General features: G+C 66.4%; 18 protein-coding genes and 2 pseudogenes. 10 read left to right on the forward strand and 10 right to left on the reverse strand.

Features of this window, described 5'->3' with window-relative positions; translation table 11 throughout:
- Positions 1 to 60: 60 nt before the first annotated feature.
- The 6 genes from paaA to paaK all read left to right on the forward strand — a co-directional run bounded on the left by paaA (position 61) and on the right by paaK (position 5,270).
- Positions 61 to 1,014: a 1,2-phenylacetyl-CoA epoxidase subunit PaaA gene (paaA, locus tag AB4Z09_RS18410; protein WP_174913308.1), complete on the forward strand. Its 954-nt coding sequence runs from the start codon at positions 61 to 63 to the stop codon at positions 1,012 to 1,014.
- On the forward strand, positions 1,011 to 1,316 hold the full coding sequence (gene paaB / locus AB4Z09_RS18415) for a 1,2-phenylacetyl-CoA epoxidase subunit PaaB (RefSeq protein WP_114723293.1): 306 nt from the start codon (positions 1,011 to 1,013) through the stop codon (positions 1,314 to 1,316). Before paaA ends, paaB begins: the two co-directional genes overlap by 4 nt.
- A 48-nt stretch (positions 1,317 to 1,364) precedes the next feature.
- Positions 1,365 to 2,282, forward strand: coding sequence for a 1,2-phenylacetyl-CoA epoxidase subunit PaaC (gene paaC / locus AB4Z09_RS18420; protein ID WP_442240391.1), 918 nt, complete (start codon positions 1,365 to 1,367; stop codon positions 2,280 to 2,282).
- A gap of 1 nt (position 2,283) precedes the next feature.
- Positions 2,284 to 2,808, forward strand: a complete 525-nt coding sequence (paaD, locus tag AB4Z09_RS18425) for a 1,2-phenylacetyl-CoA epoxidase subunit PaaD (protein ID WP_114723291.1) — start codon at positions 2,284 to 2,286, stop codon at positions 2,806 to 2,808.
- A 2-nt stretch (positions 2,809 to 2,810) separates the two neighbouring features.
- Positions 2,811 to 3,908 carry a 1,2-phenylacetyl-CoA epoxidase subunit PaaE gene (gene paaE, locus AB4Z09_RS18430; RefSeq protein WP_442240392.1) on the forward strand — a complete coding sequence of 366 codons (1,098 nt, stop codon included), beginning with the start codon at positions 2,811 to 2,813 and terminating at the stop codon, positions 3,906 to 3,908.
- 66 nt (positions 3,909 to 3,974) lie between these two features.
- Positions 3,975 to 5,270, forward strand: coding sequence for a phenylacetate--CoA ligase PaaK (paaK, locus tag AB4Z09_RS18435; protein ID WP_114723289.1), 1,296 nt, complete (start codon positions 3,975 to 3,977; stop codon positions 5,268 to 5,270).
- Positions 5,271 to 5,293: 23 nt separating this feature from the next.
- Here the strand turns inward: paaK and AB4Z09_RS18440 are convergent.
- The 3 genes and pseudogenes from AB4Z09_RS18440 to AB4Z09_RS18450 all read right to left on the reverse strand — a co-directional run.
- Positions 5,294 to 5,809, reverse strand: a pseudogene (locus AB4Z09_RS18440) (TetR/AcrR family transcriptional regulator); the annotation flags it as partial.
- Positions 5,810 to 5,991: 182 nt separating this feature from the next.
- Positions 5,992 to 6,774, reverse strand: coding sequence for an SDR family NAD(P)-dependent oxidoreductase (locus AB4Z09_RS18445; protein WP_442240393.1), 783 nt, complete (start codon positions 6,772 to 6,774; stop codon positions 5,992 to 5,994).
- Positions 6,775 to 7,359: a cupin domain-containing protein gene (locus AB4Z09_RS18450; protein ID WP_147283554.1), complete on the reverse strand. Its 585-nt coding sequence runs from the start codon at positions 7,357 to 7,359 to the stop codon at positions 6,775 to 6,777.
- A 108-nt stretch (positions 7,360 to 7,467) separates the two neighbouring features.
- On the opposite strand from AB4Z09_RS18450, the gene AB4Z09_RS18455 reads away from it, so the two are divergent.
- A complete protein-coding gene (locus AB4Z09_RS18455) occupies positions 7,468 to 8,370 on the forward strand; it encodes a LysR substrate-binding domain-containing protein (RefSeq protein ID WP_442240394.1) in 903 nt (300 codons plus the stop codon).
- Between the two features lie 44 nt (positions 8,371 to 8,414).
- Here AB4Z09_RS18455 and AB4Z09_RS18460 read toward each other — a convergent pair whose 3' ends face one another.
- The 6 genes and pseudogenes from AB4Z09_RS18460 to AB4Z09_RS18485 form a co-directional block, all read right to left on the reverse strand.
- A complete protein-coding gene (locus tag AB4Z09_RS18460; protein ID WP_174913313.1) occupies positions 8,415 to 9,323 on the reverse strand; it encodes a LysR family transcriptional regulator in 909 nt (302 codons plus the stop codon).
- A gap of 58 nt (positions 9,324 to 9,381) precedes the next feature.
- Positions 9,382 to 9,915 carry a 2,4'-dihydroxyacetophenone dioxygenase family protein gene (locus tag AB4Z09_RS18465; protein WP_114723283.1) on the reverse strand — a complete coding sequence of 178 codons (534 nt, stop codon included), beginning with the start codon at positions 9,913 to 9,915 and terminating at the stop codon, positions 9,382 to 9,384.
- Between the two features lie 42 nt (positions 9,916 to 9,957).
- The gene (locus AB4Z09_RS18470) at positions 9,958 to 11,016 is read right to left on the reverse strand and encodes a 2,3-butanediol dehydrogenase (RefSeq protein ID WP_114723282.1); all 1,059 of its coding nucleotides are present in this window, start codon (positions 11,014 to 11,016) and stop codon (positions 9,958 to 9,960) included.
- Between the two features lie 350 nt (positions 11,017 to 11,366).
- A complete protein-coding gene (locus AB4Z09_RS18475) occupies positions 11,367 to 11,714 on the reverse strand; it encodes a phospholipase domain-containing protein (protein WP_442240395.1) in 348 nt (115 codons plus the stop codon).
- Entirely contained in the window at positions 11,678 to 12,574 is an 897-nt protein-coding gene (locus AB4Z09_RS18480; protein WP_442240396.1) for an alkaline phosphatase family protein, read from the reverse strand. The genes AB4Z09_RS18475 and AB4Z09_RS18480 overlap by 37 nt, the downstream gene beginning before the upstream one ends.
- A 271-nt stretch (positions 12,575 to 12,845) precedes the next feature.
- Positions 12,846 to 13,526: pseudogene (locus tag AB4Z09_RS18485) on the reverse strand (alkaline phosphatase family protein); the annotation flags it as partial.
- A 183-nt stretch (positions 13,527 to 13,709) separates the two neighbouring features.
- Here AB4Z09_RS18485 and AB4Z09_RS18490 point away from each other — a divergent pair.
- The 3 genes from AB4Z09_RS18490 (at position 13,710) to AB4Z09_RS18500 (ending at position 16,163) form a co-directional block, all read left to right on the forward strand.
- Positions 13,710 to 14,141 carry a DoxX family protein gene (locus tag AB4Z09_RS18490; protein ID WP_442240397.1) on the forward strand — a complete coding sequence of 144 codons (432 nt, stop codon included), beginning with the start codon at positions 13,710 to 13,712 and terminating at the stop codon, positions 14,139 to 14,141.
- Positions 14,142 to 14,275: 134 nt separating this feature from the next.
- The gene (locus AB4Z09_RS18495) at positions 14,276 to 14,656 is read left to right on the forward strand and encodes a DUF3054 domain-containing protein (protein ID WP_114723280.1); all 381 of its coding nucleotides are present in this window, start codon (positions 14,276 to 14,278) and stop codon (positions 14,654 to 14,656) included.
- A gap of 34 nt (positions 14,657 to 14,690) precedes the next feature.
- Positions 14,691 to 16,163, forward strand: a complete 1,473-nt coding sequence (locus tag AB4Z09_RS18500; RefSeq protein WP_442240398.1) for a peptide MFS transporter — start codon at positions 14,691 to 14,693, stop codon at positions 16,161 to 16,163.
- A 26-nt stretch (positions 16,164 to 16,189) separates the two neighbouring features.
- On the opposite strand, the gene AB4Z09_RS18505 is transcribed toward AB4Z09_RS18500, so the two are convergent.
- Positions 16,190 to 16,717 (reverse strand): hypothetical protein, encoded by a 528-nt coding sequence (locus tag AB4Z09_RS18505; protein ID WP_442240399.1) that lies wholly within the window; start codon positions 16,715 to 16,717, stop codon positions 16,190 to 16,192.
- Between the last annotated feature and the right edge of the window lie 60 nt (positions 16,718 to 16,777).

Below are 16,777 nucleotides of genomic sequence, written 5' to 3' on the forward strand. Positions count from 1 at the left end.
CACGCGTCACTTCCATGCATACTCACACCAACCGATCATTCGGTATTAGAAGCAGGACATATGACCTCGTCTATCGCAGAAAATGAGCTCCAGAGCCACTTCGAGGAGACCATCTCGGCCGACCTGCGAGTCGAGCCGCGGGACTGGATGCCCGAGGGCTACCGCAAGACGCTGATCCGGCAGATCGCGCAGCACGCGCACTCCGAGATCATCGGCATGCAGCCCGAGGGCGCATGGCTGACCCGGGCGCCGTCGTTGCGCCGCAAGGCGATCCTGACCGCGAAGGTGCAGGACGAGGCCGGCCACGGCCTGTATCTGTACTCCGCGGCGGAAACCCTCGGCGCCGACCGCGGCGACCTCACCGAGAAGCTGCTCGACGGGCGACAGAAGTACTCGTCGATCTTCAACTATCCGACCCTGACCTTCGCCGATGTCGGCGTGATCGGTTGGCTCGTCGACGGTGCCGCGATCTGTAATCAGGTTCCGTTGTGTCGCAGTTCTTTCGGTCCGTACGCGCGGGCGATGATCCGCGTGTGCAAGGAGGAATCGTTCCACCAGCGGCAGGGCTTCGAACTGCTCATGACGATGATGCGCGGCACCGACGCCCAGCGCGAGATGGTGCAGGAATCGGTCGACCGCTGGTGGTGGCCGGCCCTGATGATGTTCGGGCCGCCCGACGACCGGTCACCGAACTCGGAGCAGTCGATGAAGTGGCGCATCAAGCGACACACGAACGACGAACTGCGTCAGCGGTTCGTCGACATGTCCATACCGCAGGCCGAAGCACTGGGTGTGACATTCCCGGACCCCGACCTGAAATGGAACGCCGAGCGCGGTGCGTACGACTTCGGCGAACCCGACTGGAGCGAATTCATGCAGGTGATCGGCGGGAACGGTGCGTCCAACGTCGAGCGCATCGCCAATCGCCGGGCCGCTCACGAAAACGGCGCCTGGGTACGCGAGGCCGCGACCGCCTTCGCCCGCCGGGCGAGCACGAAGGAGAACACACGATGAATGCAGCCGACCGAGTCACCAGCGCCGACTGGCCGTTGTACGAGGTATTCCTCCGCGGCAAGCGCGGACTCAATCACGTCCACGTCGGTTCGCTGCACGCCGCCGACGACGAGATGGCGCTCAGGCACGCCCGCGACGTGTACACCAGGCGCAACGAAGGCGTGAGTATCTGGGTGGTGCAGGCGAACTCGATCGCGGCATCCAGTCCGTCCGAGAAGGATCCGTACTTCGCGCCGAGCGGCGACAAGGTCTACCGCCACCCCACCTTCTACGAAATCCCCGACAACGTTCCCCACATGTGATCCGGCCGGCTCGCTCGCGCGGCCGTCCACAATCTTCGAGGATGCACGATGACCGACCACGACCATGCCTTCGACGGCCTCGTCGACGAGGACAGCCACGGCCAGTGGGCCTTCGGCACCAGCTTCGACGACCCACTGGCCGGCGTCGACACCACGGTCCCCGACGACGTCGATCTCTCGGCGCTCGCCACCTATTGTCTGATGCTCGGCGACGATGCGCTGATCAGTTCGCAGCGCCTGACCGAGTGGATCACGCGCGCACCGGAACTCGAGGAGGAGGTCGCTCTCGCCAACGTCGCGCTCGATCTGCTCGGCCAGGCGCGCCTTCTCCTGGCTCGGGCGGCCGCGGCCGATGCGGCCGTCGTGCCGCGGATCTCCGACACTGCACAGCTTCCGGGCGAGGATGCGCTCGCCTTCTTCCGCGACGAGAACCAGTTTCGCAACGTCCGACTCGCCGAGATCGACAACCGCGACTTCGCGCAGACCGTGACGCGTCTGCTGGTGTTCTCGACGTGGCGACTCGCACTCCTCGACCGGCTACGGAAGTCACGTGATCCGGTCCTTGCCGCCGTGGCCGTCAAAGGCGTCAAGGAACTCACCTACCACCGCGACTACGCCGCCCGCTGGGCCGTCACACTCGGTTGCGGCACAGCCGAATCGAAGGCGCGGATGGAGTCTGCCCTCAGCCGTGTCTGGCCGTTCGTCGACGAGCTCTTCGTCCCCACCAGCGAGGAGCGCGGGCTCGCTGCGGTGGGTGTGGCGGTCGATCCCGGCGAACTACGGGAGGAGTTCGACACGGTTCTCGATCAGGTGTTGCACGCTGCCGAGCTGTCCGCGCCGACCGGCCGCGTCGCCGGCACGGTAGGAGGACGCGCGGGCCGTCAGGGCCTGCACAGCGAAGCGCTCGGATTACTCCTGGCCGAGATGCAGGTGGTCGCCCGGGCACATCCGGAAGGCGTGTGGTGACATGTCCGCTTCCACCCACGCCGAGCCGCACGTCCGCGATGCGCGGCGCATCGCGGAGTCGGTTCTCGACCCCGAGATGCCGATGCTGACCCTCGCGGATCTCGGGGTCCTGCGCGATGTCGAGGTAGACGCAGACGGTGCCGTGGTCGTGACCGTCACCCCCACCTATTCGGGTTGCCCCGCCATGGCGACGATGCGCGACGACATCCAGCACCGTCTACAGCTCGCTGGCTTCCCGTCGGTCGAGGTGAGGACCACGCTCTCGCCTCCGTGGAGCACCGACTGGATCAGCGACGAGGGGCGTCGGAAACTGCACGAGAACGGCTACTCCGTGCCCGGTCCGGCACCACGCCGCGGCGCGGGCCCGGTGCCGTTGACGCTCACCGCCGCGCCTCGGACGATCGAATGCCCGCGGTGCGGTGGCGCCGAGACCCGCCTCGACTCCGAATTCGGGGCGACACTGTGCAAGGCCCTCTACCGGTGCCTCGATTGCCTGGAGCCCTTCGATCATGTGAAAGAGATCTGAACATGGACACTGTGGACACCACGAAACCCGCTGTCTCGACGCGCAACAGGACCTTCCACACCCTCACGGTCGCAGAAGTGGAGGCGTTGTGCGACGACGCCGCCGCCGTCACCTTCGAGATTCCTGCCGACCTCTCCGGGGAGTTCGCGTTCGGTGCCGGCCAATCCCTCACGCTCCGCCGCACGGTGGACGGCGTCGAGCACCGCCGCTCGTACTCCATCTGCGCCCCAATCGGTTCCAGCCCCCGAATCGGGGTCCGCGAAGTCGCCGACGGGCTCTTCTCGAACTGGTTGGTCCACCGGGTACGCCGGGGCGACAAGATCGATGTCCAGCCCCCGTCCGGATCGTTCGTCGCCGATCCCACCGTCGGTGGCCGGCACGTCCTGATCGCGGCGGGCTCCGGGATCACCCCGATGCTCTCGATCGCCGCGACCATGCTCGCCAATCCCGAAACCGAAGTGGTTCTCCTCTACGGGAATCGGCGCACGCGCTCGGTGATGTTCGCCGAGGAGATTGCCGACCTCAAGGATCGATACGGTGCGCGCTTCCACGTCGTCCACGTCCTGTCTCGGGAGCCCCGTGAGGTGGAACTCTTCACCGGCCGTCTCGACGCCGACCGGCTCCGCGCGATCTTCGGCGCCGTGGTGCCGATCGCCGGTGTCGATCATTTCTGGTTGTGCGGGCCGTACGGCATGGTCACCGATGCCGAAGTCGTACTCGGCGAGCTGGGCGTCGACCCGAAGCGTGTCCACCACGAACTGTTCTACGTCGACGACGTGCCCCCTCCCCCGACACGCCACCGTGACGAAGGGGTCACCGGCCCCAGCAGCGAGGTCACCCTCGTCCTCGACGGACGCTCGACCACCGCGACGTTGCCCCGGGACGAGACGATCCTCGACGCAGCAGAGAAGTACCGATCGGATCTGCCGTTCGCCTGCAAGGGCGGAGTATGCGGAACCTGCCGCGCGAAGGTCACCCACGGAGACGTCGACATGCGGCGCAACTACGCGCTCGAGGACTACGAGGTCGATGCCGGCTTCGTCCTCACCTGCCAGAGCTATCCGGACAGCGACGACGTGACCGTCGACTTCGACGCCTGACCGCCCGGCCCCGCCCCTCACCACATCGACCCCAGTCGCACCCGACCGCGGCACCCGGAGACCACTATGACCAGCACCGTCACCCCGTCACAGGACATCGAATTCGCCACGCGCGACCGCATCTCGTCCCTACAGCTCGAACGCCTGCAGTGGACGCTGCGCCACGCCTACGAGAACGTCACGCACTACCGGAAGGCGTTCGACGACGCCGGGGTTCACCCCGGCGATCTGAAGGATCTCGGCGATCTCGCGAAGTTCCCGTTCACCGCGAAGGCAGATCTGCGAGACAACTACCCGTTCGGAATGTTCGCGGTGCCACAGGACCAAGTGTCGCGAATTCATGCGTCGTCGGGCACGACGGGACGTCCCACCGTGGTCGGGTACACCGCGACGGACCTCGACAACTGGGCCGACCTGATCGCGCGGAGCCTTCGCGCCGGTGGCGTGAAGCCCTCCGACAAGGTCCACGTCGCGTACGGCTACGGACTGTTCACCGGTGGACTCGGCGCCCACTACGGAGCGGAAAGGCTGGGCTGCACGGTCATTCCGATATCGGGGGGCATGACCGAGCGTCAGATCCAGCTGATCGAGGACTTCCGTCCGGATGCGATCATGGTCACCCCGTCGTACATGCTCACGATCGTCGATGCGATGCTCGCCAAGGGAATCGATCCGGCCCGAACGTCCCTGCGCACGGGCGTGTTCGGAGCAGAACCGTGGACCGAGGAGATGCGCGGCGAACTCGAGCAGCAGTTGGACATGGATGCCGTCGACATCTACGGCCTCTCCGAGGTCATGGGTCCTGGTGTCGCGATGGAGTGCGTGGAAACCAAGGACGGCCTTCACATCTGGGAGGACCACTTCTACCCGGAGGTGATCGACCCGGTCACCGGCGAGGTGCTGCCCGATGGCGAGGAGGGCGAACTCGTCTTCACCTCCCTCACCAAGGAGGCGATGCCGATCATTCGCTACCGCACCCGGGATCTCACACGACTGCTACCGGGAACTGCGCGCACGATGCGCCGCATGCAGAAGGTGACCGGGCGAACCGACGACATGATCATCCTGCGCGGGGTCAATCTCTTTCCGACCCAGATCGAGGAGCTCATTCTCGCGGTGACCGGACTGGCACCCCAGTTCCAGTGCGTTCTCGACCGCCCCGGCCGCATGGACGAGCTCACCGTCCGCGTCGAGTCCCGGCCGAACAGCTCGACTCACGAGGCCGATCAGCAGGCCGCCCGGCTGCGGCAGTTGGTGAAGAACCGCATCGGTGTCACCGTCGCCGTGGAAGTCCTGGCCCCGGGGAGCCTGGACCGATCGATCGGCAAAGCTCGTCGCCTGATCGACAATCGACCATCCTGAGAAGACGTGGGGCGCCTCGGATCCGAGTTCACCATTCCGAAAACCAGCCGGCTCGTGAGCGCCGGGTCGATACCCGGCCTGAGGTCGCCTTCTTCGGCGGCGGCCACCACCAGATCACTGACGAAGACATCGAATTCACGCCGGCGTGCGAGCGCACGTCTCTCGACGAGAGTGTTCCCGCGAACCCTGAGAAGCAATGTCACGTAGGGAAGCTCGGTCACCAGCACCTCGACACTTCGCCGAACGAGGTACTCGAGTCGATCGATGGACCGCCCGCTGGTCACCTGATCCTCGGTCGTGACCGCGAAGAGCGCATTGAGAGCCCGGGCCAGCGCGAGCTCCAGGAGCTCCGACTTGCCGGACACATGGTGATAGATCGACGACTTCGTGATGCCGAGCCGCTGAGCGAGCGCCTCCATGCTGGTGCCGTCGTACCCCTTGTCGTTGAACACCTTCACCGAAACGGCAAGCAACGAGTCGAGATCGTATCCTGGTCGCCCAGGCGATCCCGCTCTTCGGACCGGACCTGCCGCTGCCATCTCGCGCGTTCCTTCCAGGACGTGGACACCCGCCGCAGAACGTGCGGCTCGGCACCAGCCTACCGAAGGTTCGGTAATCCCCGTGGCCCGACCGTGAAATCGGGAGGTTCACCGGGCACGACAACGACCACTCCCCTCCGTGCACATCGTGCGAAGGGAAGTGGTCGAGTCGTGGCGGAGTGCTACGGGAGCACCGCGCCGCCGTCCACGTGCAGAGACTGCCCGGTGACGTTGACCGCGTCGGCCGAGAGCAGGTACGCGACGGCACCGGCGACATCCTCGACGGTCTGCGGGCGCTTCATCGGGATGAGCTGGTCCACCATCGCGCCGAAGATCTGCTCGGGCGCCACCCCGGCCAGGGCCGGTTCGTGCTCGGCGAGCCAGCCGGCGGACTGTCGCCACATGTCCGTCCAGATCAGGCCGGGCAGAACCGCATTGACGCGAACGGAAGGGGCGAGCGCGCGAGCCGATGATTGGGTCAACGCCAGCACGGCCGCCTTCGACGAACCGTATGCGGTCAGCAGCTCGTGCCCATTTCGGGCCGCGATCGACGAGAAGTTGACCACGGCCCCTTCACGCCCACGCGTGGCCAGCTCCGCGGCGAAGGCCTGGAGAGCGAAGAAGACCCCGCGGACGTTGACCGCGTAGGTCTTGTCCCAGGTCTCCACATCGAGTGCGTCGTACTGCCAGAATCCGCCGAGCCCGGCCACGTTGACCAGTCCGTCGAGGTCATCGTGAGCGGCGAAGGCCTCCACGACGGCCGCCTGCAACGCGCCCACGTCGCAGATGTCGACGACGTGAGTGGTCACCGCCACTCCGCGGGACCCCACTGCGGCAGCGGTTTCCGCCAACCGCTCCTTGTCGATGTCGATCAGTGCCAGCCCCCGACCGTCTGCGGACATCCGTTCGGCCACGCCGCGACCGAGGCCGCCACCGGCGCCCGTGACGAGGACCGCGCCCGCCATCTAGCGGCCCGTCCGAGCGGGCAGGTGCGCGATCGCGTTGTTCGCTGCGGCGAGGTCGTAGAGCAGTTCGTGCGTGATGACTCCGGCAACGGTGCCGTCCTCGTTGTACCCGACGATCGGGCCGTGGAAGATGCCGAACATCAGGGACTCGACCTCCTGCCTGGGCAGGTGCACGATGCCGGCCGGTTCGTAGATGTAGTGGTTGGGGCCGATGGATTCGGCCTCACCCTCATACGCCCAGCGGCCGAAGATGTTGTACGCCTCCGCGGCGCCGCAATGCATGTGCAGCGGCGCCTGCGCATTCTCCGCCACGTACAGCAGAATCGAGGCCGCACCGGTGGTCTCGTTGATGTTCAAGAGCTTGAAGGACGTTCCCGGCATCGGGAACGGGGTCCACGGGATATCGTCACAGTTGTTGACCCGGGACGCGAGACTGAGGGTCGGTCCCGTCACCGGAGAGCTCGCGCGAGCGAAGACCTCTGCGACCGGGGCGTTGGACTGCGGGTCGATCTCGGGTCCGGTCAGTTGCGGGCGGATCGGGTCGACCACATGGGCGTCGGCTCGGTGAGTGACGTTGACAGACATCGTATTTCCTCCTGTATTCGGGGACACCCCAATGCTCCGATGTGGCGGCCGTCACGTCCATGACGTATTCTCGCCCGATCGTTAGACGAATACCTAAGGTCGTGCACGATGGATCTGAATCTACGGCTCGTGCGTTACTTCGTGGCAGTCGCCGATGCCGGGACTTTCACGAAAGCAGCTGAGCAACTGCATATTGCGACACCGTCGCTGAGCCAACAGGTGCGTAAGCTCGAAGAGGCGTTGGGCGTCTCGCTGCTAGAGCGAGATCACCGCGGGGCTCGCCTCACCGAAGCCGGACACGACTTCCTCGACGAGAGCCGAATGCTGCTGGCCGCCGCCGAATCTGCGGTGGGCGCGGCCCGTCGCCACAAGCGCAGCTCATCGGGGAGGGTGCGCCTCGGGTTCCTTGCCGGTGGCGCCGGGGAGCTGACCCGTCCGATCATCGACGAATTCCATCGACGAGAACCCCAAGTGGAACTGGAACTGACGCAACTGGTGTGGGGAGACGAACTCTCGGCATTGACCTCCGGTCGGGTCGATATGGTCGTCGCCCGCCCGCCTCTCGAGTCGCACCCTCGGCTACGCCGGGTCGTTCTGTTCGAGGAGCCTCGTGTCCTGCTGATGGCACACGACCACCCGCTGGCCCGCCGACGGAAGCTACGAATCGTCGACCTCGCCGACGTCGTTCAGGTGGATACCCGAGAAGGGACCCGAGACTGGCGCAACTGGTGGTCGATCGATCCACGGCCGGACGGCACGCGCCCCACCTACGGCCCGATGGTGAGCAGCATCGAGGAGATGGTCCAGGTCGTCGCGACCACCGATGCGGTTGCGATCACAGGTGCAGGCGTGGCCAGTCTGTTCCTGCGAGCGGACACCACCTCGCGACCCATCGTGGACGCCGAACTGTCGACCGTCGAACTCGTTTTCCTCGCCTCGGATACACCCCGCGCCGTCGAACGTTTCGTTGCGGTTGCGCTCGGGCTGAGCGCAGTCCTCGGCACCCGCTGATCCAGAGGGCAGCGCCCCGTCACGACTTTGCTGGAGCCCAAGCTTCACTTCATCGGCGGCTTCACGGCTGCCTGGTGACAGGCCTGGCCGATCGCATCCTGGAGCGTTGTCAGCTCCGGCCTTCGGTTGCCTTCCAAAGTGCACAGGGTAACCACGCTCGGGCTGATGTCGTCGATGGGCACGAAGCTGACCAGCGGATGACGGTAGTACGTAGGCAGCGACTCAGGCGTGGTGGTGACACCCGCGCCGGCGGCGACCGCTTCGAGTAGTTCTTCTACTGTCGATACTGCAAGACTCGGTTCGGCTCGGGTGCCGTCCGGCCGCGGGTTCACCATCCAGAAGTCGGTCCATTCCGGCGGCCCGCCGCTGCTGCTGATGAACGGCTCTGTGGCAATCTCGGCGAACCGGATCGATTCCCGGGCGGCCAACGGGTGGTCGTGGGCAAGCACGGCCACCCGTCGCTCGGACAGAATTCGCCGGCGCCGGACTCCCTCAGCAGGAAACGGTTCCCGGACAAACACTGCATCGATGTCGCCGGCCAGCAGTGGAGCCAGTTGTTCGCTCCACTCGAGGTGGTGCAACTTCACGTGCAGATCCGGATCAGCGGAGCGGAGCCGATCCAGCACGGCAGTCGTGAGCAGACCGGCACCGGTTGCCATGAACCCGATATCGATGCTGCGACGGCCCAGACGGACCGATTCACGCCACCGCAGAAGGGTCTCGTTGGCGGCCACGACTGCGCGTGCCTGCGGGATCAGCGCGCATCCGGCTTCGGTCAGCTCGACGTGTCGAGAGTTGCGTTCGAAGAGCAGGAAACGCAGGTCCTTCTCCAACCGGGACACCTGCTGACTGAGCGCCGGTCCCGTCATGTGTAGCAGTGTGGCGGCACGTCCGAAGTGCAGCTCGTCCGCCACGGCTAGGAAACACCGAAGCGCCTGCGGCGAGACATACATGCTTCACCTCGCACGACATCGGTTGGAGAATCAGGTGTCAGGCTAGCCGATTCGGCGGCTACCCGATCGCCTTCGCGTGCATCTCCTGGGACGGATCAGTGGCGTAGTCGACCAGCTGGAGCTTCTCGACGGCGCCGTTGTCACGCGCCATGTAATAGTGCAATCGGGCGTCCGCGACGACCGCGAGTCCGCCATCAGGCAGGTAGCCGGCGATCGGGCCCTCGACCATGGCGAGCATGACACAGCCGTCCGGGGCGATCGGCGTGTGCACGGCGCCGGCAACCTCGCAGGTGTACATGCCGGCCATGCCGGGATCGTCCTCCTCGTAATAGAATCCGCCTTCCAGTAGATATGCCTGCACATTTCCCATATGCCAATGCGGAGTGGCAACGGTGCCGGGATCCACTTTCAGGATGAGGGTGAACGCGCCGGTCACGAGATTGCAGTACAGAAGCTTGAATCGCGTTCCGGGCATCAGCCAGTCGGTCCACGGAATGTCGTCGGGGTCGACGAATTCCTTTCTTGCGCCCTTCGGCGTGACGCCGGGGTTGGTCATCCAGAATGTCGGTCCGAGGTTCGAGCCAGTGGTCATGGGTTTCCCTTTTCTATTACGTGCGTGGAGGCTTCGGGTCCGTCAGCCGACTGCGGCCATGTCGACCAGGACCTTGATGGCTGTTTGGTCCCGGAGTGGGCCGAACCCATCGGTGATGAGGTCCTCGAATGCGATCGTCTGCACCCAACTGTCCAGCGGATACGCCCCACGAGCCATGAACTCGATGGCCTCCGGATAGTCGCGGCAGTATGCGATGGAGCCGACGATCTCGCACTCGTTGAACAGGATCTCGGTGGGGTTGAACTCGACCGGCCGCTGGTGCACCGCGACGACCACAACTCGGCCGTGCGCAGCTGTCGAGCGGACCGCATTCAGGAAAGTGGCCGGTACGCCGGCCGTCTCGAACGATCGCGCGACGCCGGCTCCATCGGTGTTCGCACGCAGTTCCGCGACGACATCCGTTTCACTTGGGTCGATGACCCTCGTCGCTCCGACAGCTTCGATCGCCGCGCGCCGCGCCGCCGACGGCTCGATCACGGTGATGTCCTCGATACCTGTGGCCCTCAGCGCCAGGAATACTCCGATTCCGATGGGACCGGCCCCATGGACCGCGACGCTGCTGCCCGGAGCGACATCGCCACGACGCACGGCGTGCAGGGCCACGGCGAGGGGTTCGATCAACGCTCCCTCGCGGGTGCTCATCCCGTCAGGAAGCCGATAGACGTGGTCGGCGTCGACGACTGCATACTGTCCGAGTCCACCCCCGCCGGCCCAGCTGTAACCGACTGCGGCGATATTGCTGCAGAGGTTGTACGAGCCGGCCAGACAGGCCGCGCATCGTCGACAGTTGACGGTGGGTTCTACCGCCACGGCGTCGCCGACCGAGAGCTCGTCGACGTCTGCCCCGACCTCCACGATCTCTCCGGAGAACTCGTGGCCGAGAACCACCGGGACGCTCACTCCAGTGAGAGGATGCGGCGTTATCGGCGCCATCATCGGCGCGTGATAATACTCGTGCAGATCACTGCCGCACAGGCCATTGAAATGCACCCGAACTTTCACCTGACCAGGGCCTGCAATAGGCTCAGGGATATCTTCGAAACGGATATCGCCAACTCCGTGGTAGCGGGCTGCCTTCATTCTTGAAACTCCCGTGTTTCGAGACTCATATAGGTTCTGACGTGATGTAGACAACAGTCGCACTGGGCGTGCGGAGAAGTCCAGGTACTTTCTTTCGTGTATCGATAAGCCGCGCTTATCGATCGGGAGGAGTTCTTCTTCAGTCTGCAGGCGGCCGGATCACGTTTGATGCACGCCGCTTACGAGGCGAGGACGCCCCCTACGCGGCCGCCACACCTACGCCGCCGACATGGGAACTCGGCGCCCTGGCGCGCTACACCGCCCGAAAGCCGATGAAAGCCGATGAAAGCCGAAGGAATGTAGGGCATTACACGGCGTGACCAAGCGGCCGTGGCGGGTGCGCTCCTGCCTCAGGACCCCGGGAACGGGATCGGCAACGTGCTCGACCCGGTCACGGGTGCCGGCGGCTGCGGCAGCAGCGTCAGGTCGCCGGTCGCGGCTACCTCGACGGGGTCCTGACTGACACTGTCGGCACCGTTCTCGAGGTGTCCCATCCAGCGGCGCCGGAACGACGGATCCTCGTCGACGGTGAGGGACGCGTCGTACCAGCCGTGCCGTGACGGCACGCTCCACGACCCCGGCTCCCCCGGCGCCAGTCGGTCGGCGCCCGCGGGGAGCCGCACCGTGAGGTCCGTGTCGCCGTGGTTCACCGCGGTCACCGTCAGCGTTCGGGTGCCGGCGTCGACGGTGGTCCGCATGTCCAACCGCGCTGCGGGCCCGTCGCCGATCCGCCGAACTCGCGACGGAAACCGTTGGGGCCGATCATCGTCAGGTCGTAGCGCTCGCCGCTGACCGTGACGGTGTCGCTGTGGTCGCCGAGCACGTCGAAGTGCCGGGGCAGCTCGAACTCACCCGCGTACGGGTACAGCGCGAGGTGGACGCTCTCGGCTCCGGTGTTGCGCATCCGGACGGTCAGCGACCGCACCTCCGGATCGAGAGCGACGTCGGCGTCCGGCTGATATGGCAATGCGCGAGCGGGCCGGGTCCCGCTCTCCTGCACCGGCATCCGCTGCTGCTCGGGCGGGGCGGGCTTCCACCGCGGGGTGAGCGGCGGAGCGGGCGGCGGTGGCGTGAGCGACGGCCGGGCCCGCGGGTTGTCGAAGTCGAACGCCGACGTCAGGTCGCCGGCGACGGTGCGCCGCCACCCACTGATCTCCGGCTGCGTGAACCCGAACCGCCGCTCCAGGAACTGGGTGACCGATGTGTGGTCGAATACCTGCGAGCACACGTAGCCGCCGACGGTCCACGGCGAGATCACCGTCATCGGCACGCGCGGCCCGAGGCCCAGTGGCTTGTCGCCCACGTACTCGTCGGTGACGTCCCGCGGCTGCAACGGCGGCGGCACGTGGTCGTAGTAGCCGTCGTTCTCGTCGAAGTTGAGCAGGACCGCCGTCTTCGACCAGGTGTCGGGGTCGGAGGCGATCGCGTCGAGCACCTTGTAGACCAGGCTCGCGCTGGACGCCGGGGACGACACCATCGGGTGCTCGCAGTCCACCGCCGACGGCACCAGGTACGACACCTGCGGCAGCGCGGCGGTCTCGACGTCGGCGCGGAACACGTCCGCGAGCGTGCCTGGGCCGCTCGCGGCGCAGTGCGCGGTCGTACAGGCGACGGTCCGGTCCGTCGAGTCGTGCCACGCCCTCGTCGAGGCACCGGAGCAACTGGTTCTGCACGTCCACCGGCAGCAGTGGCAGCGCGACGTAGAGCGCCGCGAGCGTCGGGAACTGGTAGGGCACCAGGACGGGATGCCCGAGCAGCGCGTGCACGATCTGTTCGAACCGAACGAAGTACTCGAGGTTGTTGTCGGTGAAGTTGTCCCACTCCTGGTAGGTCCGCCAGCTCACGCCGGCCGTCTCGAGCCGTTCGGGCACCGTCGTCCACGTGTAGCCGCCGTGCCACGGCATGTACGAGTCGTTGGTGACCGCGCGGGAACCGTCGGCCTCGAATCCGGTGTAGCCGCTGATCCAGTAGTTGCGGTTGGGTGCGGTCGAGGTGGGCACCGAGCAGTGGTAGGCGTCGCACACCGTGAAGGACTCGGCGAGTTCGAACTGGAACGGGATGTCGAGCCGGTCGTAGTGCGCCATCGTGGCGGCGGTCTTGGCGGGGATCCAGCCGTCGTGCCAGCCGCCCGTGACGGCCGCCTGCCCGCCTGCCCACTCGTGGTCGAGCGCGTCCACGTTCTGGGTGTCCATTCGCTGCGCGCCCGCCGCGTCCCGGATCCGGTACGGCACCACCACGGAGTCCCGGTCGGGCTGCTCGTACACGGTCCGCCCGGTGCGCAGCGTCAGCGCGTTGGGATCACCGAAGCCGCGCACACCCCGGAGGGTGCCGAAGTAGTGGTCGAAGGCGCGATTCTCCTGCATCAAGAGCACGACGTGTTCGATCGACTCCAGGCCGCCCGGCGGGACCGGCGAGGCGAGGGCCGCCTGCAACGACGGCGGCAGGAGCGATCCCGCCGCGGCGGCGCCGACGGCACCCGCACCCACTCTCATGAACCGGCGGCGAGACATCTCGAACGTCACTGAACCTCCTGAACAGGCGAATCGGACGCAGTTGCGGGGAGGTTATCGAAGCGGTGAGCGGCCCGGAGCCGAATTCACCGCATCCGCGATGAGTTTCGAGCGGGCGCCCGGTCTGTACGGCAAAAGGCTCCGCGCATCGGGCGCGGGGCGGCCCGAGGAACGGAGCTCGCCATGACCGCTGCAGTCCCCCACACCCGCACCGTCCCCAGCACCGCCGCCGTGTCGTCGCGGGCCCGCCTCATCGGACTCGTCGTCACCGGGCTGGTCGTGGCGTTCCTGCTGTTCGACGCCGGCATCCATCTGGCGAACATCCAACCGGTCCGCGACTCGATGGCGGAGTACGGCTTCCCCGACTACGCGCCCTACATCATGGGTGTGGTGATGCTCGTGTGCCTGGCGCTGTACCTGGTGCCGGTCACGTCGGTTCTCGGCGCCGTACTGCTCACCGGTTATCTCGGCGGGGCGGTCGCGTGCAACATCCTCACCGAACAGCCGCTGCTCTCGACGATCCTGTCCCCGGTGTACGTCGGAATCTTCGTGTGGGGCGGGCTGTACCTGCGTGATGCGCGGGTCCGCGCGATCATGCCGCTCGTCCGCGACTGACGCCGACCGTGGCCGCGCCGTCCGCGGTCACGACGCCTGATCCGCCCCGGTTGCCCTGCTCGGCGAGGGCAACCGGGGCGCGCTTTCCGCCGGGTCCGTCGTGACGGATCCGGCGTCGGCATAGGCTGGTCGTCGTGAAGAAGTACGTCCCCGCCGCCGTAGTCGACATTGTGCTGGTCCTCGCGTTCGCCGCGGCGGGCCGCAGCAGTCACGAGGAGGCCGTTCTCAGTGGGTTGCTCACCACGGCGTGGCCGTTCCTGGTCGGCCTGGCTGTCGGATGGCTGATCACGTTCCTGCTCTACCGCGACAAGTTCGACGCCGTGCTGGCCTTCCCGACCGGCGTCATCGTGTGGGTCTCGACGCTGGTGCTCGGCATGCTGTTGCGAGTGGTCAGCGATCAGGGCACCGCCTTCTCGTTCATCCTCGTCGCCGCGTCGTTCCTTGGCCTGTTCCTCATCGGCTGGCGGGCGATCTACCAAACAGTCAGGCGGCGTCGCACCCTCAGCGGACTCTGAGGCCGCGTGACGCACGGATGAATCGGGGGCTCCGATGACTTCGAAGGTCGAACCGCATTCCGGAAGAGCCGATTCCGATCGGGGGTTCTTCGGACAGCCGTTCGCGTTGGCCAACCTGTTCGGCGTGGAGATGTGGGAACGCTTCTCCTTCTACGGCATGCAGGGCATCCTGCTGTACTACCTGTACTACGAGGCGGACCAGGGCGGCCTGGGCCTCGACAAGGCCGCCGCCACGAGCATCGTCGGCGCCTACGGCGGCACGGTCTACCTGTCCACGATCGTCGGGGCGTGGATCGCGGACCGAATACTGGGATCCGAGCGGACGCTCTTCTACAGCGCGTGTCTGATCATGTTGGGCCACATCAGCCTGGCCGTACTTCCCGGGCTCGCCGGGGTCGGCGTCGGACTCGTGTTGATCGCGTTCGGCAGCGGCGGCCTCAAGGCGAACGCGACCTCCCTCGTCGGCGATCTGTACGCCCCGGACGACGAGCGTAGGGATGCGGGCTTCTCGATCTTCTACATGGGCATCAACCTGGGTGGCCTGATCGGTCCGCTGCTGACCGGGTGGGCGCAGACGAACTGGGGATTCCACGTCGGCTTCGCCCTCGCCGCGGTGGGTATGGCGCTCGGCCTGATCCAGTACACGTTGGGGCGCAAGCGTCTACGCGGGATCGGCGACAGCGCGCCCAATCCCCTGCCCGTAGCCGACCGCCCCCGGGTGATGGTGCTCACCATCGTGGCCGTAGTCGTCGTCGCGGCCCTGTCCTTGACGGGCGTGGTCACGACCGGCAACCTCTCGGAGATCGTCGTCGCGCTGACCATCGTCGCGGCCGTCGCGTACTTCGCGGTGATCCTCACGAGCAGTCGGATCACCGGGACCGAGCGCAGCCGGGTGTTCGCATTCATCCCGATGTTCATTGCGAGCGCCGCGTTCTGGTCGCTGTTCCAGCAGCAGTTCACGACCGTGGCGATCTACGCCGACAAGAGACTGGACCGCAACCTGTTCGGTTGGGACTTCCCGCCCACCTGGGTGCAGTCGATCAACCCCGTGTTCATCATCATCTTCGCCGGGGTGTTCGCGGCGACGTGGACCAAACTCGGTTCCCGCCAGCCGTCGTCGCCGATCAAGTTCGCGCTCGGCACCGGCATCATGGGCGTCGCGTTCCTGTGCTTCATCCCGATGTCCGGCGGAGGCGCCAACAGCGCACCGCTGTTGGGCCTCGCCGGCATCCTGCTGCTGTTCACCTTCGCCGAACTGCTGCTGTCCCCCGTCGGACTGTCGCTGTCCACCAAGCTGGCCCCCGCGGTGTTCCACACGCAGATGGTGGCGCTGTTCTTCCTGTCGGTGGCCCTGGGCTCGAGCCTCGCCGGCACCCTCTCGGGCTACTACGACGAGAGCAACGAGGTGCCGTACTTCGCCACGGTCGGACTGGCGTCCATCGGCATCGGTGTCCTGCTGGCGATCCTGTCGCCGTGGATCCGGAAGCTGATGCGCGGCGTGCACTGACCGCCGTCAGTCACAACACGTGCCGTCTACGGGTTCGATCTCCACGCAATACCAGTCGACGCTCTCACCCCGCCCGGCGTCGAAGGTCTGGACCCGGTCCCACGGCGGCACGGACCGGAACCGCAGCGACCCGGATCGCAGACTGGCGCCGTCGTACCATCCGGGTCGGCTGGGGTCCGGTAGGGCCGGACCAGAACACCGGTGCGGACGATCCGGCCGCGAACCTTCGATCGGAGCCGGGACGTCGCCCAGGCGTAACGGTCGAACATCGGGGTCCCGGACAGCAGGACCGTGGACCCCGCCCCGTCCCGGGCCCTCGCCAACACCGATCCCAGTGCCCCCAGGTCGAGGACGCAATGCGGACCGTCGCCGTCTCCGACGACGCCTGCGACATCGGTGGAGAGAATTTCGCCGGGAAGGGGGCTGTCCTGGATCTCGGTGCCGGCGTCGAACCAGACGGCCGAGCCCTCGATCACGTCGCCGACACGCAGTGCGTCGTAGCCGGGTTCGAGGTCGACGAGCATCCACAGGGTCCGACGTGCGTCGGTTGTCATCATCGCTCCCCGCGCACTCGGAAGATCCGACGGTCGACGCCATCGGGCGCGGGGTCACCT

Origin of the sequence: Rhodococcus sp. TAF43 (assembly GCF_052113525.1) — a bacterium.
Lineage (GTDB): Bacteria > Actinomycetota > Actinomycetes > Mycobacteriales > Mycobacteriaceae > Prescottella.